This window comes from Gottfriedia sp. NPDC058432 (assembly GCF_042721555.1).
GTDB lineage: Bacteria > Bacillota > Bacilli > Bacillales > Bacillaceae_G > Gottfriedia.
This window is the reverse complement of sequence record NZ_JBHXLC010000006.1, coordinates 48,184-73,714: the sequence shown is the minus strand read 5'-3', so window position 1 is coordinate 73,714 and position 25,531 is coordinate 48,184. Positions and strand designations below refer to the sequence as shown.

Annotated in this window: 23 protein-coding genes and 1 riboswitch; of the genes, 8 read left to right on the top strand and 15 right to left on the bottom strand. The window is 33.1% G+C overall.

Translation table 11 applies throughout. The annotated features are described in order from the left end of the window. Positions 1 to 11 precede the first annotated feature (11 nt). The 7 genes from ACFWM3_RS08165 (at position 12) to ACFWM3_RS08135 (ending at position 2,511) form a co-directional block, all read left to right on the top strand. A complete protein-coding gene (locus tag ACFWM3_RS08165) occupies positions 12 to 167 on the top strand; it encodes an aspartyl-phosphate phosphatase Spo0E family protein (protein WP_088012099.1) in 156 nt (51 codons plus the stop codon). A 207-nt stretch (positions 168 to 374) separates the two neighbouring features. After that, positions 375 to 596: a spore germination protein gene (locus ACFWM3_RS08160; RefSeq protein ID WP_390311001.1), complete on the top strand. Its 222-nt coding sequence runs from the start codon at positions 375 to 377 to the stop codon at positions 594 to 596. Positions 597 to 609: 13 nt separating this feature from the next. Then, entirely contained in the window at positions 610 to 807 is a 198-nt protein-coding gene (locus ACFWM3_RS08155; protein ID WP_056473584.1) for a spore germination protein GerPB, read from the top strand. A 37-nt stretch (positions 808 to 844) separates the two neighbouring features. Then, positions 845 to 1,456 (top strand): spore germination protein GerPC, encoded by a 612-nt coding sequence (gene gerPC / locus ACFWM3_RS08150; RefSeq protein WP_390311000.1) that lies wholly within the window; start codon positions 845 to 847, stop codon positions 1,454 to 1,456. Continuing rightward, on the top strand, positions 1,453 to 1,629 hold the full coding sequence (locus ACFWM3_RS08145) for a hypothetical protein (protein WP_056473579.1): 177 nt from the start codon (positions 1,453 to 1,455) through the stop codon (positions 1,627 to 1,629). Before gerPC ends, ACFWM3_RS08145 begins: the two co-directional genes overlap by 4 nt. Next, positions 1,629 to 2,279, top strand: coding sequence for a spore germination protein GerPE (locus tag ACFWM3_RS08140; protein ID WP_390310999.1), 651 nt, complete (start codon positions 1,629 to 1,631; stop codon positions 2,277 to 2,279). Before ACFWM3_RS08145 ends, ACFWM3_RS08140 begins: the two co-directional genes overlap by 1 nt. Positions 2,280 to 2,295: 16 nt before the next feature. After that, positions 2,296 to 2,511, top strand: coding sequence for a spore germination protein (locus tag ACFWM3_RS08135; protein WP_056473576.1), 216 nt, complete (start codon positions 2,296 to 2,298; stop codon positions 2,509 to 2,511). Positions 2,512 to 2,546: 35 nt separating this feature from the next. Here ACFWM3_RS08135 and addA read toward each other — a convergent pair whose 3' ends face one another. From addA to ACFWM3_RS08060, 15 genes are all read right to left on the bottom strand, one after another. After that, positions 2,547 to 6,284, bottom strand: a complete 3,738-nt coding sequence (addA, locus tag ACFWM3_RS08130; protein ID WP_390310998.1) for a helicase-exonuclease AddAB subunit AddA — start codon at positions 6,282 to 6,284, stop codon at positions 2,547 to 2,549. Next, positions 6,277 to 9,783 carry a helicase-exonuclease AddAB subunit AddB gene (gene addB / locus ACFWM3_RS08125; protein WP_390310997.1) on the bottom strand — a complete coding sequence of 1,169 codons (3,507 nt, stop codon included), beginning with the start codon at positions 9,781 to 9,783 and terminating at the stop codon, positions 6,277 to 6,279. Before addB ends, addA begins: the two co-directional genes overlap by 8 nt. Positions 9,784 to 9,918: 135 nt before the next feature. Then, positions 9,919 to 10,470, bottom strand: a complete 552-nt coding sequence (gene lepB, locus ACFWM3_RS08120; RefSeq protein WP_056473570.1) for a signal peptidase I — start codon at positions 10,468 to 10,470, stop codon at positions 9,919 to 9,921. Positions 10,471 to 10,503: 33 nt separating this feature from the next. Then, a complete protein-coding gene (locus tag ACFWM3_RS08115; RefSeq protein ID WP_056473567.1) occupies positions 10,504 to 11,145 on the bottom strand; it encodes a TVP38/TMEM64 family protein in 642 nt (213 codons plus the stop codon). 657 nt (positions 11,146 to 11,802) lie between these two features. Beyond that, complete coding sequence (gene mmuM, locus ACFWM3_RS08110) at positions 11,803 to 12,756, bottom strand: homocysteine S-methyltransferase (RefSeq protein WP_390310996.1); 954 nt, start codon at positions 12,754 to 12,756, stop codon at positions 11,803 to 11,805. Further along, positions 12,731 to 14,140 carry an S-methylmethionine permease gene (gene mmuP, locus ACFWM3_RS08105; RefSeq protein ID WP_390310995.1) on the bottom strand — a complete coding sequence of 470 codons (1,410 nt, stop codon included), beginning with the start codon at positions 14,138 to 14,140 and terminating at the stop codon, positions 12,731 to 12,733. The genes mmuM and mmuP overlap by 26 nt, the downstream gene beginning before the upstream one ends. An 83-nt stretch (positions 14,141 to 14,223) precedes the next feature. Next, a riboswitch (SAM riboswitch) is annotated at positions 14,224 to 14,330 on the bottom strand. Between the two features lie 271 nt (positions 14,331 to 14,601). Continuing rightward, entirely contained in the window at positions 14,602 to 15,177 is a 576-nt protein-coding gene (locus tag ACFWM3_RS08100) for a competence protein ComK (protein WP_056476218.1), read from the bottom strand. 306 nt (positions 15,178 to 15,483) lie between these two features. Beyond that, positions 15,484 to 16,773 (bottom strand): isocitrate lyase, encoded by a 1,290-nt coding sequence (gene aceA, locus ACFWM3_RS08095; RefSeq protein ID WP_387360585.1) that lies wholly within the window; start codon positions 16,771 to 16,773, stop codon positions 15,484 to 15,486. An 18-nt stretch (positions 16,774 to 16,791) separates the two neighbouring features. After that, entirely contained in the window at positions 16,792 to 18,378 is a 1,587-nt protein-coding gene (gene aceB / locus ACFWM3_RS08090) for a malate synthase A (RefSeq protein WP_390310994.1), read from the bottom strand. Positions 18,379 to 18,801: 423 nt separating this feature from the next. After that, positions 18,802 to 20,079: a M48 family metallopeptidase gene (locus ACFWM3_RS08085; protein WP_056476210.1), complete on the bottom strand. Its 1,278-nt coding sequence runs from the start codon at positions 20,077 to 20,079 to the stop codon at positions 18,802 to 18,804. 166 nt (positions 20,080 to 20,245) lie between these two features. Then, a complete protein-coding gene (locus ACFWM3_RS24985) occupies positions 20,246 to 20,458 on the bottom strand; it encodes a hypothetical protein (RefSeq protein WP_483867259.1) in 213 nt (70 codons plus the stop codon). 238 nt (positions 20,459 to 20,696) lie between these two features. Continuing rightward, positions 20,697 to 21,461 (bottom strand): hypothetical protein, encoded by a 765-nt coding sequence (locus tag ACFWM3_RS08075; RefSeq protein ID WP_390310992.1) that lies wholly within the window; start codon positions 21,459 to 21,461, stop codon positions 20,697 to 20,699. Between the two features lie 272 nt (positions 21,462 to 21,733). Continuing rightward, positions 21,734 to 23,266: a fatty acid--CoA ligase family protein gene (locus ACFWM3_RS08070; RefSeq protein ID WP_390310991.1), complete on the bottom strand. Its 1,533-nt coding sequence runs from the start codon at positions 23,264 to 23,266 to the stop codon at positions 21,734 to 21,736. A 149-nt stretch (positions 23,267 to 23,415) separates the two neighbouring features. Beyond that, positions 23,416 to 24,405 (bottom strand): lipoate--protein ligase, encoded by a 990-nt coding sequence (gene lplA / locus ACFWM3_RS08065; RefSeq protein WP_056476200.1) that lies wholly within the window; start codon positions 24,403 to 24,405, stop codon positions 23,416 to 23,418. Positions 24,406 to 24,415: 10 nt separating this feature from the next. Beyond that, on the bottom strand, positions 24,416 to 25,150 hold the full coding sequence (locus ACFWM3_RS08060) for an MBL fold metallo-hydrolase (RefSeq protein WP_056476198.1): 735 nt from the start codon (positions 25,148 to 25,150) through the stop codon (positions 24,416 to 24,418). Between the two features lie 180 nt (positions 25,151 to 25,330). On the opposite strand from ACFWM3_RS08060, the gene yhfH reads away from it, so the two are divergent. Continuing rightward, positions 25,331 to 25,462, top strand: a complete 132-nt coding sequence (gene yhfH, locus ACFWM3_RS08055) for a protein YhfH (protein ID WP_082459635.1) — start codon at positions 25,331 to 25,333, stop codon at positions 25,460 to 25,462. Positions 25,463 to 25,531 lie beyond the last annotated feature (69 nt).

Here is a 25,531-nt window from a genome sequence, read left to right as displayed (position 1 = left end):
TGGTGACTAAATTGCTGCTTCATGTTATAGAGAAAAAACGGGCCCGAATGGTATATTATGCGGGACGATATGGTTTTACGAACAAAAAAACAGTTTTATGTAGCCAGGAATTGGACAGGCTCATGAATATGATTTCGACCTTTACCTCTTCTAAAAGGAGAGCCTAATAGCTAGCTTGCGATTAGTTTATTCTAATTGCAGCTAGTATTTTTTTTGTTATAGAATAAGAGATCTCATCTCTTTTTTTTATGCCCCTTCCCCCTTTTCTTCCTATTTAAAACTTAATACTTATTAACAATATATAGTCTACAATCACGTTTTGGGGTAAATGGCCATATAATACATAATCATAAAAGAACAAAGGGTGTGCAGTCATGCCTGCTTATGTTGGAGTAATAAATATTATCAGTATCGGTAGCAGCGCTGTAGTTAACGTGGGTGACGCATATAATATCATGCCTAAAAGTAATGCTCAAACTTATGCCGGTGCTGGTTCGTTTAATACAGGTGATAACGTAACAGTTTATAACAATAAAAGTATTTCGACCGTATATGATCAAGATCAAGTGGATCAACCAATGGTTGGCAACATGTAAAGGAGGGTGTCGTTTGAATATATATATACATCAAACAATTATTATAAATCAGCTAAAAACTGGTGGGATCGTAAACTCATCTGTTTTTCAAATTGGTACAACAGGAAATATAAATGCAAGAACGATAACGAATAATACTGGAGATTATTTAGAACCAGCACCACCACTTACTGAACCAGGTCAAATCGTTCAAACTTCGCAAGAGACATAATCTTATTCCTGTAGCAAAGTGAAAGCGAGGGAATTCTATGAATCAACTAGAATTAAGACAGAATCAAATTGAGCAATTACTATATGAGCAGTCCCAAATAATTGAAGAATTAAAAGCTAAAATAGCTCAACTTGAAGTTACTGTTATTGAACTTTCTCAAAGACCTGAGACAAAAATTGATAAAATCGAATATAAATTTGATCAATTAAAAGTAGAAAATTTAAATGGTACGTTAACAATCGGGCTGAATCCTCTTCAAGCCCCAACATTCGATGATTTAACCGTGGAAAACCAACAAATTGATATTAAACCTGACAATCACATGAAAGCTTTGAAATCATATGTAGAAGACCGAATCCATTTCCATTTAAAGGAAGAAGCGCTAGAAACCATTCTCCAATTAGAAACAGAGCTTAGAGTGTCAGTAGATGATTATTATCGTCAAATGATGATCGATGATATTCGAAATCAAATGGATATCAGGATTCCTTACTATATTGATTTATATAAGAATAAACCAAACTTCGCTGATAATCCTCTAAGATATTCTGAAGAAGTCGTTTTACACATGTTAAATGATATTCGAACTGCCTATAGTGCCTTTTTACAAAACTTACCGCATAATATCGGAAAGGAGAATAAAGGATGAATTTAAATGTAACAAATTGTAATTTACAAGTAGAAGAAATAAAATTTACGGCTATTTCATCATCTTCATTATTTATAATTGGAGATGCTCATAATATTTCACTATCCTCTATATTTGACACACCACCAGAATCGTTAATTGTAGGACCTTTTGTACCTTTATCTGTAAGCTAATGTTTAAAATTGATCCAAGATTTCGTTTAGCCGCCTTAGAAAGTTACAATGTAAATACAGTACTATTTTCAAGCATTTTGCAGTTTGGGGATGCATTATCAATGAGTGCAGAGTCAAATGCTCTCGCGCTACAGGAACAAGGAAACGTATTAACTGAACCAAGCAAAGATGTTTTTGAAACTTATCCTCTTTATAAAGTAATGCCAAAACATCTTCCTTATGTTCCGAACGTTAAATTAAACCGAGTAAATCTTAACCCTACAATCCAAGTTGGTTCAGTTAATTATAATGGTATAAGCTCAGCCAGCGCTTCCATTATTGGCTCAATTTATAATGCTTTTATGTTATCGCGTGTACACCAAATACGGCATTTTATCACACCACCTACATTACACTACCAAACTCCAGGCGTTCATACACAGCCTACTTTTGCTCAGTTAATGCAACCACTCATGTCGCAGCCAATGCAAGCCGTTCAATCAGATGTACTTATGCAACCAACAACACCGTCACAGATAGCCGTACCGACAGCAACAGTCGCAGCACATCCAGTTGCACCCGTACCTGCAGTACATGTCCCAGTTGTTCCGGCAGTGCCGGCGGTAGCAGGACGATTAACAGAATCAAAGAAACCACCATTATCCGATTAGGAAAGGAGAATTCTTCATGCCAACATTTCTTGGTGCAATTGTCATCACAAGCAATGAAGGAAATATAAATACAGGAGATCTTAATAATATCTCACCAAAAACTCAAACGAAATCATATTTCGGTTCAGGTTCAGGTAATACAGGATTCCTACCAGTAGCATTAAATGGTGCAAGTGCCACTAATACTTTAGATGCTGATTTAGTAGATCAAAACGAAGTTGCAACTCTTTAGTACACAAAAAAAGCGATGCAAATGCATCGCTTTTTTTATAACTCTACAATATGACCACCATCGAAAAAGTATAGATACTTAGCTTTAACTAGTTTATCCATCCCCGCTTCAATTGCCTTTGAATAAAGATCGAGTTGAACACCATATCTTCTAATTGCTTCTTGCTTCAAGGCATCGCTTGTTGCAAACGCACCAGTTCGATCGGTTTTATAATCAATTAAGATAACCTCGTCTCCATCAATTAAAAGTAAGTCAATGATCCCTTGGATTAATACGACTTCCTCTTCATCTTCCCAATCTTTATAAATTTCATTTGTTGAAACCCCATAACTAAAAGGTACTTCGCGTAGATTTTGATTTGAGTTTGTCACTAATTGGCCAAGCTTTGACTGACAGAAATCAAATATCTCCAAGCTATTTACCGCTTCTCCTTGCTCTTGGGTAATTAATTCTTTTAAAACCATACGATTTATCTGATTTATGATGTCGTCATGAGATGAGACATATTGATAATCTAAATTTTGCATAACAGCATGGGTAGCAGTCCCTTTTTCAGCTGAGTTCATTTTTTGTTCTGACATAAATTTCGGTCTTTCAAGTGGAAAATCTTTTGTTTTAGTCGCTGTAAAACTTTGACTATATGGATCCTCCTCTTGCATTTTTCTTTTTAATTCTGTAACAGATTGTTTTGGTCGATATAGAGTAGATTGTCTATGATGATATTGCCAGTTTAATTTATTCTCTAGTTTTTCATGAAGCTCTTCATGATTAATTTGAATCGGTTCCTTTAACTGAAAAGCTTGAAATACTTCGACTTTATTATTTTCTACTTCCTCAGCTTCCAATAATTGAATTGTAGAAGCATCTACAATTGAATAATTCCAGCGACATGGGTAAAACTGAATTTCATTTTTTGTGTGCCACAAATCATCTTCAAGTCTAATTGCATTACTAGAATCATGACGAATGATCGAAGGACCAATCCAATCAAGATAACTTTTAGCACCACTAATAACATTTAATGGCAAAAGCCACTCTTTATGGTTTTCAACTTCCTTCCAACTTTCAATCATTTTTTGTGCATCATTTACTTTACCTACTAAAATAAGCTTTTCTCTTGCACGAGTTAATGCAACATAAAGAATTCGTAACTCTTCCGAAATTAACTCTTCTTGTTCCTTGCGCTTGATTGTTTCCTTCAAAAGAGTTGAATTAGTCGTACGATACGCAGGATGTACAAAATTCATTCCTAGACCTAATTCCTTTTGTAAAATGAATTTTGCCCTTAAATCTTGCATATTAAATTGCTTAGAAGTATTCACGACAAACACAACAGGAAACTCTAATCCCTTACTTTTATGGATTGTCATCATTTGAACGACATTTTCTTGATCACTTAAAATACGAACCTCATCTAGCTTTTCATCTCTTTCTTGCATACGATCTAAAAATCTTAAAAACTGAAATAGACTTCTATAATTTGATTCTTCTAATGCTTTAGCACGATCAAATATCGTAATTAAATTTGCTTGCCTTTGTTTACCTCCTGGTAATCCTCCGACAAAGTCATAGTATGTAGATTCCTTTAATACCTTCCAAATAAAGATTGAAAGTGTCTCTCTTTTAACGAGTCGTTTCCATTCCTTTATTTGTGCAAAGAAATTTACTAATTTAATTGAAAGTTGTTTATGTCGGTTTTCATAATTATTTAGATAATCCTGGCATGCATCGTAAAAAGATCCATTTTTATGATTTAGTCTAATCATCGTTAATTCCGGTTCCGAAAGACCTACAATTGGAGAACGTAAGACAGATGCAAGCGGGATATCTTGAATCGTATTATCGATTAACTTTAATAAATTTAAAAAGACGGCAACTTCAATTGTTTGAAATAAGTCCTTTGATTTCTCAGCATATAGCGGTATACCTAACGCTTTGCATTCTTCTATATACAAATCAGCATTCGATAATGAACGACCTAAAATAGCAATATCATTATATTTTACTGGTCGCATTTCTCCAGTCTTTTCCGTTATTAAATATTCACTTTCAACTAAATCCTTTATTCTTCTCGCTACGTACCTTGCCTCAATTTGTTCAAGCTTTTCTTCAACAAGATCATCATCATCTTGTTCACTGTACTCAGGCTCATTTTCTTCTTCATCCGAATTCGTTAATAAGATTAATTCAGCAGCGCAATCTGAGTATTCAGGATAGCTCGCACCTAGCTTTAACATTGCATCTTCATCATACTCAATACCACCAATTCCTCTTCCCATGATTTGTTGAAAAATAAAATTGGTTGCATCTAATACTTCCGCTCTACTTCTAAAGTTTTTAGATAAATCGATTCTCAAGCCAGTTCTTTCATTTTTCTCTTTTTCGTATAAATTGTATTTATTTATAAATAGCTGTGGTTCTGCTAATCGAAAGCGATAAATAGATTGCTTTACGTCCCCAACCATAAAAAGATTACCAGAAGCACCAGAGCCTTTTGTGATTAATCTTAAAATCGATTCTTGTACATAGTTCGTATCTTGGTATTCATCAACTAGCACTTCACTAAACTTTTCTTGGTAAACTCTCGCAACTGACGAAGGTAATAAATCTTCCTCGTTTTTTTCCTTTAAAATTTCAAGTGCATAATGTTCTAAATCATTGAAATCTAAAATTCCATTTTCCAATTTTGCTTGTTTAAATAACACGATAAAACGATTAACAAGTTCAATTAATTTTTCAACTAAAGTCTTTAATTCACTTATTTGTTTTAATTGAAGGTCAATACTTCGACTAAAATACTTATCTCTTATATCTTCAATCTTCTTTTTAACATCTTTACGGAAATTCGCTACTAATTCCTTTTTCTGTTGATCTCCCTCTGTCTTCTTAATCGTTGGCAATCGATTAAATACTATTTTTTGTAGACCAACATTAATTTCTTCCCATGATTTTTCTGAAGCATGGAATAAACATTCTAAATTACCATACTCCTCTTTAAACACTTCAACATACTTAATTGGGCCATCAGGACTTTCTATTATATCTAAAGCTTGTTTATAAGTGTTTATACAAGCAATCATATCATTTTGAATAAATTTCTTAAGCTCTTGAATAAAAGGAATCTCATCAACTGGTTTACCTACTACATTATATTGATGAATGAACGCATTTAAAAACTCACTTGGATTTGGGTTAGAAATTGCGTGACGATATAGCTTTAATATTAATTTTGGTAAATCATTATCATCTCGATCACTAGTATATCGATCAACTAAATCAAAGAAGACTAAATTAGATTCATCACTGTATTCTGACTCCATCAACTCTTCTAACACTTCATCCATCAGTAATTGAATCTCAATTTCTTCTGCAGTACGGAAGTTCGGATCTAATTCTACCATATAGTAATTTGATCGAATGACTTCAGTACAAAAAGAGTGAATAGTTGAGATTGAAGCTTTATTTAATAAAGAAGCTTGTTTCCTTAAATGATCAGATTCAGGATTATTTACAAGTTGTTTCTCTAATGCAATACCAATCCTTTCTTTCATTTCCTGGGCACTTGCTTTTGTAAAAGTAACTACTAGTAATTCATCAACATTTATTGGATTTTCATCGCGAATGATTTTTTGAATAATTCGTTCAACAAGAACAGCCGTCTTTCCAGAACCAGCGGCAGCGGCTACAAGAATATCTGACCCTTCGAAATCGATCGCTTTTTGCTGGTCGACTGTCCATGTTGTTTTACTTGCGTTATTTTCTTCTTTACTCATCTTTATTCACCACCTCTATCATTTTTTGTAGTGCTTCGCTATCTTCTAAAGGAGGTAGAACACGATATTCATTTCCTTTTACATTCGCATCAAATTGACATACTGATTGGTACGAGCAATATGTACATGGTATTTTATCCTTTTGCTGATATGGATTTGCTTCTACAAAACCGTTGTATATTTGCTGACCAGCTTCAGTAAATTTTTGCTTTATATAATTCGTCATCATTGGGTATTGTTCAGGCTTTACCGTTTTTGAATATTTCGCCATATACTCTCCGGTTTTTTTAAGCCTAATCGGCACAATTTTTGAAGAGCTTCCATCTTGAATTAATGCTTCATCCATTAACGAATTACTTTCACGATCTTCTAATAGTAATCCATTCATTTTAAACTTTTTAAAGATCTCATCCTGAATTTCATCGAATTCGATATTATTTTTAACTTTAACAATCGGATTTTGAACATGGAAATACAGAATGCCAGCCGGGTCCGCGTGTTTTCCAAGTAAAGTTGTTGAATTTGCTACAGCTATATCTAAATAAGTTAGTAACTGTAAAGCAAGTCCATAGTAAACATCTGATAATTTTAATTCCTTTTTTGTTGATTTATAATCCAAAATTCGAAGGTAATCGCCTTTTTCACTTGTAGCTTTATCAATTCGGTCAATTCGGCCATTTAATACCATTCTTCTTTTTCCATCAATCGGAAGTTCATAAGAATTCAACTGTTTACCCATACCAAATGGTACTTCTAAAGCAACAGGGACAAATTTACCTGAATGCTCTTGTTGACTTAAAATTGAGGATACTTTAGCAATAACATCCTTCATTTTTTTCTTTAAAAACATATATCGATTCGTACTTAACAAAATCTCACGTTGAAACTTTGGAGAGATTTCGTCTACTACTTTTGCTGCTAATTCATCACATTCTGAATTCGTTAAACTACTCCAGCTTTTCCCGGCCTGTAAAAGATTCTCTCCAATAATTGTTAAAGCACTATGGAATAATTGACCCATATCAAATGATTCAAACTTATAAATTTCACGTTCTTGTAGCTTTAGTCCATAACGTGCAAAATGGGCATATGCGCATTGATGGAAAAGCTCAATTCGTGATACCGATCCACTCAATTCTTCCCCATATAATTCTGTACTTAAATCTTCTCCAAGATCTTTCGCAACATTGTTATACATTACGCTACTTATCACTTTATACAGTTTATCTTTTGAATCAGTATTTTCTCGTAAAACATTATAAAGCGTCCACCATAAATCCATATTCGTTTCAGTTTCCTTAGTCGACCAAACTTGAAGCTGAGACACTAAATTCGTTAATGCTGTACCATAATTTGTAATAGATGTTAGTTGTTCTTCTACAGAACTAAATGTTAAATCTCCACTTTCAAATCTTTGTTGTATATTTGGAAAAATCGATTTTATTCTTTGAATGAGACTTGATGGGGCAAGACTTTTCCCATCATCACTTGCTAACGGATAACTAATGATTAACTCATGACTTGCTCGATTAATTCCAGTATAGATATTAAAATTTTCTACAAATAATTGGTGCTTGCTTGTTGGTGCTACTTCCACTCCAAATGATTGTAAAAACTCTCGAGCAGTGTCGCCTAATAGTCCATCTTCATTGGCCTTCCTTGGAATAACCCCTTCATTTACACCAATGATATAAGCACACTTTACATTTTGTAATCTTGAATGATCAAAATCAGCTATGTTTACTTGATCTAATGATGCAGGAACATTCGCAAATTCAAGTGATTGAAAACCAGTTTGAAGAATTTCAAAAAATGTTTTACGTGACAGCTTTTCTTCTCCAATTAATTCAACGCATTCATCTAAAAGTTGGATAAACCCTTTCCAAACTTGCTCGTGATCTTTGCTTTCAATTAAATTAGATCGATTTTCAGCATCATCCTTTAAACGTTGGAGCTTCCTTGAAATATCCAGTGATTCAACAAATTCATACAATGCTACACACATTTCTCTCGCATTTTTTGCTTGCTTTAGATTGCTTTGAAATGTAAGAATTGGCTTTACTAATAAATCTCTTACTGAATTGATTAATGCCTCGAATTCTAGCTCTTCGTTTGTTATCCCTCTATCAATACCTTCAGTTGAGCGATACTTTCGGTACTTCCATGGTTCTTCAATCGTCCACCTTTTTCCTTGCTTACCATACGCTATGCAATAATTCTCAAATAACTCAAGCTGTTCACGATTCTGATCACGATTACTTTCAAATGGATAAACTAATTCTGTTTTATATGCATTGAAAACTGATTCATATCTCCAATTTTTTTGAATGATATCGAAAGTAGCTTGTAAAAACGTAAATAATGGATGCGTTAGCATTGAACGCTTTTCTTCTATGAAAATTGGTATTTCATACGCATGAAAAATAGTTGAAATCAAATGTGAATATGAATCTCCATTTCTTAAGAAAATTGCTATATCACGATATCGGTATCCTTGTTCACGTACCTTATGAATAATATCTTTCGCAATCCCATTTACTTCAGCCCGACGATTAGATGCCGACATAATCTTAATTCCATCTGATTCAAACGAAGGCTTAACTGGCCTGTTATCAAAATTTGTTTCGAAATACTTCAAATCATTCGATTGATTTCTAAAGTTATGATGACAAATAACCGGTTCCTCTATTGTTTGCTTTGTATTTAAAGCTATCTCTTTAATTTGTTGATATAGAAGCGCTGGTTTATAAAATAAATTCAATTCATGTGGTAAAAAATCATCATATGGTCGGTCAATTGTTAGAGAGAAATTTACCTCACTACAATATCTCATTAGCTCCTCAACTACATTTCGCTCTTGAGGTGCTAAGTCATAATATCCATCAATATAAATAATACTGTCTTTTATATAGTCACTTTTAGGTAATTCTTGAATCAACAAATTTAAATAGTCTTCCGAATCAAGGTATTTATCTTTCATATATGTATTAAAAGCATCAAACACTATTTGAATATCATTTATCTTTTGTTGAATAAAGATATGATCCTTTGATGAATTTTGCTCCATTTGTAAAATAACAGAAGATAATTCATCTGAAGAAACTTGAAAACCTTTAAACTCAGCAATAAGACCTGTTAGTTCCTTATAAAATCCTTGTCGATCAGCAACGTGATGAAATACTTTCAATTCTTCTTTCTTTTCTTCAATAATCTTTCGAAGAATCATAGAAATTCCAATTTCACCAATATGAATCCGACTTATTCCACCTGTTTCTTGTAAAACCTTCCAAGCTAATCGAGTAAAACTAAAAACTTGGGAATTAATAATCGCCTTCTTTTCCTGCCTTCTAACTAATTCATATTCCATCTGAAAGGTCATTTGATCAGGTACAATAAAGATGATATTTTTTGTTTCATTTTTTAATCTATTTGTAATTTCATTTAAAATATGATGCGTTTTTCCACTTCCTGCACGTCCTAATATAAATTGAAACGACATTAACTAGCTCCCTCCTTAAAGTATTAGAATAATGGTTTGTTTTTGGTAATAAGTGCACGGACTCGTTTTATAATATATTCTAATTTGAAACAGTGTTTAAATGTGTAATTAATAAGAAAAGCCCCCATAAGGAGCTTATTTGTTAAAATTCGTATTCAAACTTGAAATTGGCCAATAAAGTAGGTCGACCTTCCCTACAATTTTATCAATTTTTACAAATCCAAACAAACGACTGTCATAACTTTTTGGTCGATTGTCCCCTTCAACAAAAACATAACCTGGTGGAACTTTCGTTTTACCTGTAACTTCGTTTAAATTAAAATCAGGTGTAAAAGCTGTTCCTTTTAAAGAACTCTTGTAATCATTTAAATATGGTTCATTCCATTTTTTATCGTTAACATAAAGCTGATCATCTTTATATTCAATTGAATCTCCAGGTAAACCAATCACACGCTTAACATAATCTTCTTTCTTATTTGCATGAAATACAATTACGTCAAATCTGTTAATATCACCAATCTCATATCCAAATTTATTTATAACTAGTAAGTTTCCATCCTTTAATGTTGGCATCATAGATTCCCCATCAACTACATATGTAGAAAATAAGAACGTTCTTACAATAAAAGCAATTGCGATCCCAATAATGATCGCTTTTCCCCAGTCAAATACTTCTTTTCTTAGCATAAAGTTGCTCTCTCCCTTTTGAGTAATAATGCTTTATTGCTCATCAGATGATTGAGGCGCTCTCTTTTTCTCTGGTGTTTTTTCTTTGATGTCCATACGTTTCTCAATCACTTTCCCAACAATCCATAATACGAATATAAAAATTCCTATGTACACTGCTTTAATCGGGTTTTGAAACACTGAAGTTAAATCTTTCCCTAAATAACTAATCATGGCAATCATAGTAAACTTTCCAAGTACTAATGCGATTAGAAATTGTGATATTTTAATACGTGACAGACCAGCTACAATATTTATTAAAAAAGATGGTGAAAACGGAAATGCAAACATAATAAAAATCGGGCCAAATCCCCTTTTTTCAATCCACCCTATTGAAGATTCTACTTTCTTATGCTTACTTACAAATGAAAAAAATCGTTTCTGACCAAATTTTCTAACAACATAGAATAGTAAAATGGAACCTAAGCAAGAACCAATCCATGAATATAAAAAACCTAATAAAGGCCCAAATGCTGCAGCATTAGCAAATACAAAAATGACTAAAGGTAAAATTGGACAAATTGCTTCAATAAAAGGGATTGATATTCCAACTAATGGACCATAGTCTTTGTACTGTTGAATGAGATGTAAAAAATGTTCTTCTGTAAAAAAAGCCTTTAAGTCAAAAACGTTCATTTAAATATGAATCTCTCCTTAAGCCGTATTTCTAAATAGATATCCTTACTGTTAACATTATCACATATAACTATTTATTCAATAATAATAAATGATTCTAACTAGTATTTTTTGTAATAATTTGACTGTTCATCTTATAATTATTTTTTTACTAATTTGTTCCTAATGATGCTTAATGTAATTCTAATAAACTATTCTTTGAATAAATAAAAAAACTACTTCACTAAATGGAAAAGTAGTTGTCAATTAAATAAGTAATTTCTTAAAAGATTTAGTAAAAGTTTTAAAAAAAATTCAAATAAAGCCACGATTACGGAGCAAATAAAGTAAAAAGAATTTAAAAACAGGAATAAAATACTACATTTAAAATCAATAAATCAAAATAACTCTATACATAAGAAGTATTTAAATCTTCATTCCAGAAACACCAAAGATTAATATAGATGAAAACAAATTTCATGTTAATTTATATAGTTTTTCTTATTGGGTCTGTTAGATTAAGATCTTGAAAAAAGATCGACAAAATCGTCGATCACGTTGTACAACTAAAGAACGCGTTAGTTGAATAACTTTCAGAAATATGAACTATTTTTTGAATAACTAAATGAACTTATTCGTTAACTTTAATTACGAATATCCCCTTCACCTTCAATTGGTTCAATACTCGGAAGAACGCCACTTGTTCGATATCTCCTCAATGTGATAAGGTGTCGTTCTGCAGCATCCACCTATTAAACGTGCACCTGCTTGGTACCATTCTTCAGATTGAATATCCAACACGTTACATTGTTCATGACCATGCCATGTTTTTGTTTCTGGATTATAAGTTTCACCAGAATTTGGATAAACAATAATCGGTTTTTTGGTGTTTGCCCTCAACTCTTGTATTGCACCAGTCACAACGGTTACTGGCGCACAATTGATGCCTATCGCTACAATTTGTTCACTTTTCTCAAAAACTCGTGCACACTCTACGAGTTTTATACCTTCACTAATCTCTTTCTCATTTTTTAACGAAAAGGAAAGCCACGCAAATGTTTTTGGAAACTCACGTAATAATGTATCTAATACTCTTGCTTCTTGCAAAGAAGGAATCGTTTCAAATGCCAATAGATCTGCACCTGCTTCAATTAACGCTGACATTCTCGAACGGTGAAAGTCTGCTAATGTTTTATCTGTCACACCATAGTTGCCTACATACTCTGAACCATCTGCAAGGTAAGCCCCGTACGGCCCAACCGATGCAACAACCAATGGTTTAGGCCTATTCGTTTGCTTATTTTCCTTCCAAAAATCATCTCTTGCCCTTCTTGCAAGTAACACCGTTTTCTTAATTAATTCCAAAGCTTCCTGTTCTTGTATTCCACGCGCGGAAAAACCACTAATAGTAGCTTGATAGCTTGCTGTTATGGCACAGTCCGCACCAGCACGAAAATAGTCCGAATGAACCTGATAAATAAGTTCCGGATTTTCTAGTAACACACGTGCCGACCAAAGGGGATCGTCCAAATTACATCCATGCGCCTCCAATTCTGTAGCTAATGCTCCGTCAAGAAGCATAATGGAATGTTGGGATAAAATAGCATCAATTGGATTGACTTTGTTCGACATAATCTACGCCCCTCTTTTTTAAATTTTTTGTTAGATAATAACTTCCATAGCAAAACAAAATAAACGGTATGCCGCAATATAAGGCAATTCTCTGTGTTGGATCGAATGCAATTCCAATACACGATGCCAGACAAAGGATAAAAGAAGCAATTGGTACTAATGGATACAGTGGTGTGCGATAAATCAAGTCCTTTTCAGAATTTCCTTCTTTCAAAAATTGTCTGCGAAATAGGAACTGGGAAGCACTAATACTCATCCAAACTACAACTACTGCTAGACCGGAAATGGAAACAAGTACGATATAGACAGTATCTGGTGCCACAATACTTGAGAGCAAAGCCAAAGCTCCACCCACCATGCTGAAAATGACGGCGTTGATTGGAACACCTTGCTTCGTCATTTTTCCAAAAATCGGAGATATCGTATTCTTATTAGCAAGCGACCAAAGCATTCTAGAAGAGGCATAAAGGCCTGAGTTTGCCGCAGATAAAATAGCTGTTAAGATAACGAAATTCATTACGTCAGCTGAATATGGCACCCCAATTCGTTCTAGAACTGCAACAAAAGGGCTCTCTAATACACCAGCATCGGAAATAGGCAATAACGCAGATAAAACAAAAATCGTTCCTACAAAAAAGATGATCAATCTCCACAGAGTAGTTCGAATGGCCTTCGGTATCATTTTTTCCGGGTTCGCGGTTTCTCCAGCTGCAATGCCTATTAATTCTGTTCCTGAAAAAGCAAAATTAACCGCAAGCATGGTCATTATAATTCCCGTAGCACCATGAGGAAATAAACCTCCACTTGTAAAATTAGAAAATAATGGCGCTGCTTTTGAATGACTCATCGGAAGAAACCCTAGCATTGCCGCTGCTCCTAAAACAATAAAAATCACAATAGCTATAACCTTTATCGATGAAAACCAAAATTCGGATTCGGCGAAAAATTTAACAGTCATGACATTTAATACAAAGATCAAAATGGCAAAAATAGCACTCCATATCCAAACATTAATCGATGGAAACCATCGCTTCATAAGTAATCCTGCGGCTGTAAATTCAGAACCTAAAGCAACAGTCCAAGTTAACCAATACAACCAGGCTACTGTATACCCTGTACCCGGTCCAATGTATTTAACTGCATAACTGTGAAATGAGCCCGTTTCAGGCATATGTACGGAAAGCTCTCCTAAACATAGCATAACTAGATAAACCACTAGCGCACCAATCAGATAGGATAGTATTGTTCCAAACGGGCCAGCTTGTTGAATAGTGTAGCCCGAGCTTAAGAATAAGCCAGTTCCAATCACCCCACCAAGTGATAGCATGACTAAATGACGTGCTTGCATGTTCCTTTGAAATTCTTGCCCATTTTTGTTCCCCATTTAAACTCTCCTTTAGTTACTATCCAGAAAAAACAAAAACGCACTCTAAAAAAGAGTGCGCTACTGACAAATAAAAACGAAAGCTCTCATCTATCAGGTTAACACCCGCTGGAATTAGCACAGTGTCTACTTAAGCAGACCTGTTGCTGAGGCTTCAAAGGGCCAGTCCCTCCACCTCTCTGGATAAGAAATATTTTTTTTATAACCATATCAATCCATTCGATAATTGTCAATATAATTCTGTTTTTTTAAAAAATTATTAATTATTGACTTACTATTTTATCATTTCTTATGCAACTAAACTGCCATTATATTGAATAAGATTTCAACAATCTACTTTAATAGATCCTACTAATTAAGAATTAAAAGGACTAATTTTCATAAATATAATTTCCAAATAATCCCCATAAAAAAACTACTTCACTAAATGTTAAAGTAGTTAAATTTTTAATCTTTCATTTTTATTTTTCGTGTATGGATATTCCTTTTATATATGATGTAATTTCGTTATCAGGGATTAATTTGTAAGATTTTTGTTGGGTATTTTCAGGGTTGAGTCGGTCTTCATAAATAGCTCTTAGATGTGCAGTTCGGTATAGTTGGTTTTCAAATGATCCACGAGATATTTCTAATGGAAGTTCAACGCCGTTAAAAAATTCAACCACTGATCGATTGTATTTACCGCCTCTGAAATTAGCAACATGATTGTAGGAGATCCAAGAGCATTCTACTTTTAAAGAAGATGAAGTGGGGAAAAAGAAAATTTGATTCATTGAGCTGATCGCTATTGGTGGTTTATGGGTGATGGAAATCATTTGTTTAGTTCCTTCACGCCTACCCCGGTAACTACTCCCGAAATAAGCACAGCTTCTTTCAATAATTTCAATCGGTTTCATTAAAACATAAAAACTATCATCTGTTTCATATACCTTTGAAATCACAACTAAATCGACCGTGAATTCTGGAATGATTGCCATTGTCGACTTATTAATCTCGTACTCATTTAATACTTTAACTTGTCCTTTCACATGATTCATCCTTACAACTCCTTCTGTTATTAGTATTATGAAATGTTAAACTTATTGGCTTTAATTGACGCTCCCTCTTCCTTAATTAAATAATTAAATTAAAGGCCAACAATTAAGTTTAACAAGTTCAGATAAAAAATTTTAACATGAAGTATAGTAGCAACATTGATGTTAGAGAAATAATATCATAAATCTTTATTTGTAATATCATTTTTTAAATACTTTAACAAAAGTGTCATTGTTTACTAAATTTTAGGATAAAACCCAATAGAAAAACCACCTTTTTCACATTTAAAAAAAGTGGTTTTTTACTAGTTAATTAGATGAAAATTGTTGTTCTTCAGTAGAACCTTTAAGAGCTGTTGTTGAAGAAGTTCCTCCAGTAATAATTTGAGCTACTTGATCAAAATATCCTGTTCCAACTTCGCGTTGGTGTCTTGTCGCAGTATAGCCATATTGTTCGCTTGCAAATTCAGCTTGTTGAAGTTCTGAATATGCTCCCATTCCTCGATCTTTGTAGTTTCTAGCTAATTCAAACATACCAAAGTTTAATGCATGGAAACCAGCAAGGGTAACGAATTGGAATTTATAGCCCATTGCTGCAATTTGTTGTTGGAATGTTTCAATTGTTTCGTCATCAAGTTTCTTCTTCCAGTTAAATGAAGGTGAGCAGTTATAAGCTAGTAATTTACCTGGGAATTTTGCATGTATAGCATCTGCAAAACGTTTTGCATCTTCTAAGTTTGGCTCTGACGTCTCACACCAAACTAAGTCTGCATACGGTGCATAAGCAAGACCACGAGCAATTGCTTGATCTAACCCGGCTTTCGTACGATAAAAGCCTTCAGGTGTTCTTTCACCTGTAATAAATTGTTGGTCGACTGGATCAATATCACTTGTAATTAAATCTGCTGCATCTGCATCAGTTCGTGCAACAATAAGGGTAGGAACTCCCATTACATCCGCTGCTAAACGAGCAGAGATTAAATTACGAACCGCCGTTTGTGTTGGTAATAATACTTTCCCACCTAAATGGCCACATTTTTTCTCCGAAGACAATTGATCTTCAAAATGTACACCTGCAGCTCCTGCTTCAATCATGCTTTTCATTAATTCAAATACATTTAATTGTCCACCGAAGCCAGCCTCTGCATCCGCCATAATCGGTGCGAAGTAGTCGATTTCTTCTCCACCTTCAACAAATTGAATTTGATCTGCACGTTGGAAAGCCTGGTTAATTCGTTTTACAACTGCTGGTACAGAATTTGCCGGATATAAGCTTTGATCTGGATACATTTGACCAGAAAGATTCGCATCAGCAGCTACTTGCCAACCACTTAAATAAATAGCCTTCAAACCTGCTTTAACTTGTTGAATTGCCTGATTTCCAGTTAATGCTCCTAGTGCATTTACATAGCTTTCTTCATTTAAAAGCTTCCATAACTTTTCTGCACCTTTTTTTGCTAATGTTTGTTCAATATCGATTGATCCTCTTAATTTAATTACGTCTTCAGCAGTGTATGTTCTTGTAATGCCATTCCATCTAGAATCAAGCTCCCAGCTTTCTTGTAATTCAGCAATACGCTTTTCACGATTTTTCGTCATATTCAATTCCTCCTAATTTTATAAAAAGTTATATCCTTTTAAAGTCAGAAAGTCAGCAAATTCATCATTGCTAATTAACTCATTAAATAATTCAATTGCTTCACTAAATCGTTTTGCTTCAAATTGTTCTTTCCCTATTTCTAGTTGAAGCTTCATCATTTCTTCATGTTTTAATGAATCCACTAATTGTAAAGTAATGTTTGTACCATCCTCTAAAACGCCTTTTTCATGACGCACCCATTGCCAAATTTGTGCACGCGAAATTTCAGCAGTCGCAGCATCCTCCATTAAGTTGTATAGCGGCACCGCGCCTCGACCACTTATCCATGCTTCAATATATTGAATCGCAACTGTTATATTTGTTCTGAGACCTTGTTCAGTAATAACACCACTTGGAATCTCTAAAAGATCCGCTTCAGTTACATTAACATCCTCACGTTTTCTATGAATCTGGTTTGGTGTTGGCATAAATCGATTAAACTGTTCAAGAGCTACAGCTACTAAACCAGGATGAGCTACCCAAGTACCATCGTGTCCATCCTTTGCTTCACGCTCTTTATCTTTTCTTACTTTTTCAAATGCAACTTCATTTCGCTCTTTATCATCTTTAATTGGAATTTGAGCTGCCATTCCTCCAATTGCAGGAGCATTTCTACGATGGCAAGTTTGAATAACTTTTTGAGAATATGAACGCATAAAAGGTACTTCCATCGTCACAACAGAACGATCAGGTAAAATAATTGATTTGTCGTATCGCATCATTTTTATAAAACTAAAAATATAATCCCATCTGCCACAATTAAATCCCGCTGAATGCTCCTTTAATTCATAAAGTATTTCATCCATTTCAAATGAAGCAGCAATTGTTTCGATTAATACAGTTGCTTTAATCGTTCCAACAGGTATATTCAATTCTTTTTGAGCAAATAAAAAAACATCATTCCATAATCTTGCTTCCAAATAACTTTCCATTTTTGGTAAATAAAAATAAGGTCCTGAGCCATTTTTAATTGCTTGTTTCGCATTATGAAAGAAATAAAGTCCAAAATCTACTAAGCTACCAGACATATTTTCACCATTTACAGTGATATGTTTTTCTTCTAAATGCCAACCTCTTGGTCGAACTAATAGTACAGCTGGCTTCTCTTTTAACTTATATGTTTTTCCTTTTGAATGAAGTGAAATTGTTCGATTCACAGCATCTCTTAAATTAACCTGACCAGAAATTATATTTTCCCAAGTTGGAGAAGTAGCATCTTCAAAATCAGCCATGAAAACAAACGCATCAGAATTCAATGCATTAATAATCATTTTTCGATCAACTGGTCCCGTTATCTCTACTCTTCGATCTTGTAAATCCTCTGGAATAGGTGCAATTGTCCATTCACTTTCACGAATGTGTTTTGTTTCCTCTAAAAATTGAAGCTTACCTCCATTTTGTAACAAACGCATTCTTTCTTTTCTGTTTAATAACAGCTGTTGTCTACGTTGATCAAATTTCAGATGTAATTGCTCTAAAAAACTTAATGCTTCGGTCGTAAGAATGTCAGTTGAACCCTCTACATGATTACCGAGAACTTTAATTTTTGAAAGTTCAGTTGTCATATGATTCCTCCATTCAGTTATATAACAGATATTGATTACTTATGTTATTATATAACAGTATATTCGGATTTGATATTAAATTCTGAAAATATTTCCAAAAGAATTTTCGACAGCTTAACTTTTTAGAAAGTATCTTGTGAGTCCACTGATACCCAAATTTTTTTATCTTGATCGAGAGGTCCATCATATTTTTCCAAAGTAAAAATCTTCAATTTGTGTTCCATTGTCTTTGATAAAGTTTAGTAAAAGAATAATAAAGGAAACACACGAATTAATTATTAAACACTTGATACTATGTATAATTAAGACATTTGAAGTGCTTCTAAATTTTTCTCGATTAAAATTTCACGCAATAAAAAAGCTTGTAGATATTGGTACAAAACCAAACAATCTACAAGCTAAACATTCAACAAAGGATTTACTCTATTTATTGTTGTTTCTTTTTTCAGCTGCCTCTAAATACCTCATTCTTTCCAACATTGTCGGATGATCATATCTAAACAATTTCACTAAAAATGGTGGATTTACTTGAGACAAGCTGTTTTTGGATAACTTTTGAAACGCTATAATGCCTGCCTCTGGATCATGTGTTAGCTTAACTGCATATAAATCTGCTCTTTTCTCAGCACTTCTTGAAAATGCATTTGATACTGGATCAGAAATAAAGCTTACTACTCCACTAATGATTAAAAATAGTGTTAAGATGACTGCCATTTTTTCAGTAGAATTACTGCTTCTACTCTTCGATAGTACATACCTCATTAATAAGTGAATGATATACAGACCAACTAAACTACCTGCTAGCATACCAAACATTGATTTATAAATGTCTTTGTGGACGTAATGTGACATTTCATGAGCCATGATGAACATAATTTCATCTTCAGTTAGCCCTTTAAGAGTTGTATCCCATAATACAATCCTAGCGTTTTTACCTATACCAGTAACATATGCATTATAAGTAGTTGTCTTAGTGGACATATTTACTTCATATACCCGATGTGCAGGAATATTTGCTTCTTTAGCAAGGGTAATAATTTTCTTTTCTAAATTTTTATCTTTTAATGGGTAAAAATCATTATATAAGGGATCAATTACTACAGGCTGAATAAACGTTAAGAAAATTGTAAAAGGAATACTTAATAGCCATGCAGTTAACCACCATTTCTTTGGTTGCTTTTTGATTAACAAATACACAACATACATCACAAAAAACATCATGGCAAAATTTATCCAAAAACCAATCATTTCATCCTTCATCCAAGCATTAAATGTTTGGACAGATAAACCATATTTCGTTGATAACTTAAATCGATAGAAATCAAGTGGAAATGTAACAATATATGTAACGACCGAGACAAAGAAAAAATATAAAAGGACTTGTATAAACTTAAATCTAGTCAACTTAGATAAAGAGTCACCTAATCTTTCAATTGTTCCACTTAATAATAAAAGTGATAATACAATCCAATCGATCGGTAAGCTAATAAAATAAAGAACATTTTTTAATGTGCTATAACTAGAGCTTAGATTAGCTTCTTTATGATTCATGAATGTATGTGGATCAACAAATGTTCCTTTATATTTTGAAGGTAGGTCAGAAGTCGTAAAAACATAAAAGTATAACAGGACTAAAATGATATAAATAAGATAGCCTAGACAGATAAATTTGGTTAATTTAGATTTAGTTGCTTTTTTCATAAAATCTCCCCCCATTCTCTATATTATCAACTTTGTCCAATTTTTTAGAACTTCAACCTATTATATTTTAAAATACTGTAGTTGAATTAGAAATTAAATTACTACTAAATATAAATATAAAAAATAAAACCACGACTAGTATATCGTAGTTTAGAATAAACATTTCTCACCTAGGATTTAAATGTTTTTCTCTTATTTTCGCATACAGATGGAGCTTGATAAAATCTAATACTTTTTGCAAGCACATAAATTCTTCATCTTTTTTACGAGCTTTTGCTAGTTTATCGAATCGATCCTGTCCGATATGTAAGTGGAAAGGATCAAACTCCTTTACATCCTCTGGTGCTTCGTCGTGATGGTAATGGTTATGAAATTTCATAATCGCACCAGCACTGCTTTCCCAATCATAGAAATAAGCTACAATTTTATCTGTTTTTTTATCTATGTATTCAATACATTTTAAATCAGGAATGTCTGATTCGAACGTAAATTTTATCCTTTTAGCCTGGCAATACACATTGGGACCAAAGTGTTTAGGGATATCAGTACTCGGGATATTTTGAATTTATCGAATTATATCTTTATAATATAATTCAATTAAATTAAATTTTGTTCTTTCAATCCCAATTATTTTCTTCATTTTTTGCTCTGTTTAAGAAGAAAGACCACATTGATTTATCTGTATCCTCTTCTGGTGTTAATTCGTCCCATTTTTTATTTCCAAATACTTCTTCAAAAGTACCTTTGTACTTATTTATAAAGTGCTCATTATACAGTCTAATTTGTTCTTCTTCTGTCACAACTGAGAACTCGCTTTCAAGCATTTCTCTTTCTTTTTGATCCTTATAATATGCTTCAGCAATATCTTTTAATTTTAAGCGAACTCCAGTTGGAGCATCAAATAAAGTGTTTGGATGAAATCGTAGTTTTGCATTGGTACTAGTGCGCCCAACAATAATAACTCGTCCATCCTCATGTTCAATAAAAAACTTTCCTTCTTTTACCCAATTATTTATTGTGGTTATGCTTACATATAAAAATTTTGATAACTGTCCAGTAGAATATCCTTGCATTTCTTTTGGTAAACTTTTTGCAACTTTAGGCTTTATTACAAGTTTTCTTTGTGGGTTCTCAACAGTGTCGAAAGCTAGAAGCAATAACTCAGAAAGCATTTTTTTATTTTCTATTGATACTGCTGAATTATAACGTTGGTTTGATGAGGGATTTAACTCGACAATGTTGTTCATCATTTTAAAAAATGCTATTCGAAAATCTTTATTTGAAAAAGATTTCGATGCCCAATCCTTAAAGTCCATTTCTTGTAATTCTAAAGCAGACTCTTGAAAAACTTTTTTATCTTCTTTAGTTAATGGCATTTCCATCACCTCTTGCCTCCATTCTATCAACAACTGCAAGTAACTGCAATTAACAAAAACTAACTAAAAACTTATTAACTATTATTATTTTATAAATAAGAATTTATACCTTTAAATAATTGAGTACAAATTTCTATACAAAACGACTTGTTAAGCTAAATTACCAATTACATGTGAATCATATGAAGCTAATAAAAAATCAATCTTCACACAGGTTTTTACCTCTCTTAAATCAAAAAAGTACAACCTTATTCAGGTTGTACCTCTATTACCACAATTTATTGTACAACTGAATCTTTCAACGCTCTTCTAAGTATTTTACCAGTTGCATTTTTTGGTAGTTCTGGAATGAATTCTATTGATCTTGGTACTTTATATTTTGCTAAGTGCGCCTTGCAATATTCTGATAAGGTCTCTACACTTAATGAAGGATTTTTGGAAACAACATAGGCTTTTACACTTTCTCCAAAATTATCGTCTGGTAATCCAATCACCGCACATTCAACAACATCTGGATGATTATAAATTACCTCTTCAACTTCACGAGGGTATACATTATAGCCGCCAACAAGAATTAATTCTTTTTTACGATCGACTATATAGAAATAACCATCTTCGTCTATTCTTGCTAGATCACCAGTATATAACCAGCCATCTCGTATCGTCATTGCCGTTTCTTCTGGCATATTATAATAGCCTTTCATTATATTTGGTCCGCGGACGATTAATTCACCTACTTCACCAACTGCTACTTCTTGACCAAGAGCATTTACTACTTTATTTTCTACATTGCTAATATTTGTCCCAATTGATCCTGCTTTTCTTGGGCGATCTAACGGATTAAATGTCGTAACTGGTGAGGCTTCTGACAATCCATAACCTTCAGATATAATAACTTTAAATTTCTTTTCAAAATTCTCTAGAAGTGCAACCGGCAATGATGAACCACCCGAAATACAAAGTCGAATTGACTCAAAGTCTTCTGTCTTTCCTTCAGGGAATTGATATAAGAAGTTGTACATTGTTGGCACACCTGCAAATACAGTTGCTTTGTATGTACGAATTATATCAAATATTTCTTTCGGGCTAAATTTAGGCACTAAAATAACAGTAGCTCCATACATTAAAGGCGCGTTTAAAGCTACAGTTAAACAAAATACATGGAAAGCAGGTAATGTTGCAATTACCTTTTCTGTACTTGAAAAGCTTAAGAAGTGTCCAGCATCCATCGCATTCGAATATAAGTTTTTATGCGTTAACATAGCTCCTTTTGGTTTTCCTGTTGTACCAGAAGTATATAAAATGACTGCTAAATCATCATCATGTAATTTAGGTCCTTTGAAATCTTGATCTCCAAGTCCAACTACATTTGTAAACGATTTCAATTTATTGTTTTTAAATTCATAAGGATTTTCTTGTTTTGTTTCACAAATAATGAAGTGATCGATATTAGGAAGAATCGGTGAAGCTTTTTCTACTAGTGGAAGAAATAAGTCTAAGGTGATTACTGCTTTTGCGTCGCCGTTTGTTAATATGTATACTAATTCATCTGGTGCATAAAGAGGATTAACCGGTATTACAGCCGCTCCGACCTTCAGCGCACCATATAGTGCTATAATAAAATGAGGGGAATTACCAACAACTAGAGCTACTTTATCTCCTTTTTCAATACCTAATTTTGAGAGCCCACTCGCAAATTTCGTAATATAAGTCTCTAGTGTTGAGTATGAAAATGTCTGCCCTTCAAAGATAATAGCAGAATGATTTGGATGCCTCAAAGCTGATTGTGACAGTGTTTCAACTAAATTCAAGAAAAACTACCTCCTTTAAATATTAAAATTTAAAATATTCTAAATATATTATATTGCTAGAAAACAGTTCTGACAAGTAAGAAAACTAGCACTTTTTAGACTTCTAATTATTTAACAAACAAAAAAAAGAGTAGTTTCCTACTCTTTTTTTAAAATAATAAACTCATAAATTCTTCTTTCGTTACTTTCCCAAAATAATGGGTAAAATCAACTTCATTTAACTTATTTTCAATCTCTTGTTGATCAAATTTACTGCCAATCAGAAGCTGTTCTATATCAGATACATCTCCTACCCCAAAGAAGTCACCATAAACTTTAACATTCTCAATGATTCCTTTGTTAACATCTAAACGAAGATCAATCGAACCAGCTGCAAATCTTTTACTTTGTTGAATATTGCATTTAGGAGATTTTCCAAAATTCCAATCCCAATTACGGTATCTACTCTCAGCAAGTTCTTTAATATTTTTTATATCCTCATCTGTCCATTCATATCGTTCTATTTTCCCATGTTCTTTAAAAATAGATTGTAAAATTAAATCCTTAAATTCTAGGATTGTTAAATCGTCTTTTAAAAATTCTTTAATGTTTGCGACTCTACTTCGGACTGATTTAATTCCTTTAGATTGAATTTTCTCTAGCTTTACATTTAATGCATTTACAACTTCATCTATATCACTATCAAACAACAATGTACCGTGGCTAAACATTCTACCTTTAGTAGAAAATTGTGCATTACCTGAAATTTTTCTACCTTCTGCTAATATATCATTTCTTCCACTAAGTTCGGCATTTACACCGAGATCTTTTAATGCCTCGATCACTGGCTCAGTAAACTTTCTAAAATTATGAAAGCTGTCACCATCATCTTTTGTAATAAAACTAAAGTTAAGATTTCCTAAATCATGATATACCGCTCCACCACCAGATAATCTTCGAACAACATGAATGTTATGATCGTTTACATATGAAGCATTAATCTCCTCGGCAGTATTTTGATTTTTACCAATAATGATTGAAGGTTCATTAATATAAAATAAAAAATATGTATTTTCAGGATCTAGATTTTTTAGCGCATATTCTTCCATCGCTAAATTTAATGTTGGATCCGTTATTCCCCTATTATCTAAAAATAGCATGTGTATCCTCCTAAAGTTTTGATTTCCATTCAAATCCTGTATAGGCTAAATGAACAAGTCCATTATAATACTTTTTGGCCTCAACTTTTAAATCTTTTGTATCACCTTTATGCGGAAGATGTGATAAAAGTAATTCTTTTACATTTGCTTCATTAGCTATTGTCGCAGCATCTTTACTGCTCATATGTCCCACTTTAGCTCCATCTTGGTTTTCATACATATTACAATCACTTATAAGTAAATCTGCATTGGAAGAAAACGGTATGAACTCTTCCGTAAAGCTTGAATCCGCTGTATATACGACCGAATGATTTGCCGTTTCAATTCGCATCGCGAAACAATCAACCGGATGAACAGTCTTAAGAAAACGGATTGTAAATGGGCCTAGATCAAGGGCCTCATTTGGTTTATATTCATATCCCTTTGTTGCTTCTTTATATGTTAATGAATTAAATTTTTCTTGATTAAAATTATGACCATAAATAGGTAAAGCAAACTTATCCTTCCCAGCGTTTACTAGTTTGAAGTATTGTAGTACTCCTATATCTGCAATATGGTCATGATGATAATGCGACAGGATTACAGCATTTAGGCAATTAGGCTCTATGTAATTTTGTAAAGTAGCTAATGCACCTGAACCACAATCAACCAATAGATTAAAATTTTTTGATTTAAATAAATAACATGAAGTTGCCTCACCTTTACCTGGATAGCCGCCCCAATAACCAATAACGGTTACTTTCATAAAACAAACACACTCCTTTGTACTTATTATTTCTATGAAAATTTAAATTTATAAGCTTGTCCTTACTGTTTAACAAAAATAGGCATTTAGATTATTTTTTAAAAATTGTACTAATACAGATTGACACAAAATAAGTTGTAGTAATACAATACTAATAAGTTAACTAAAGGAGAGGGTATCATGCTTGCGAAAATGTCCGAGTTTTTAAAACTATTACCAAAGAAAGTATGTAAACAATGTAATTCGACGATTGAAGAACAACATGATTGCTACAGTAACACTTGCTCAAATTGCTTAAAAGATAGTTTTTAAGTTAAACGTCTTTTAAGAGCACCATTTTAAGGATGAAATTATTAAACATTTATTAGTACAGAGGCCTAA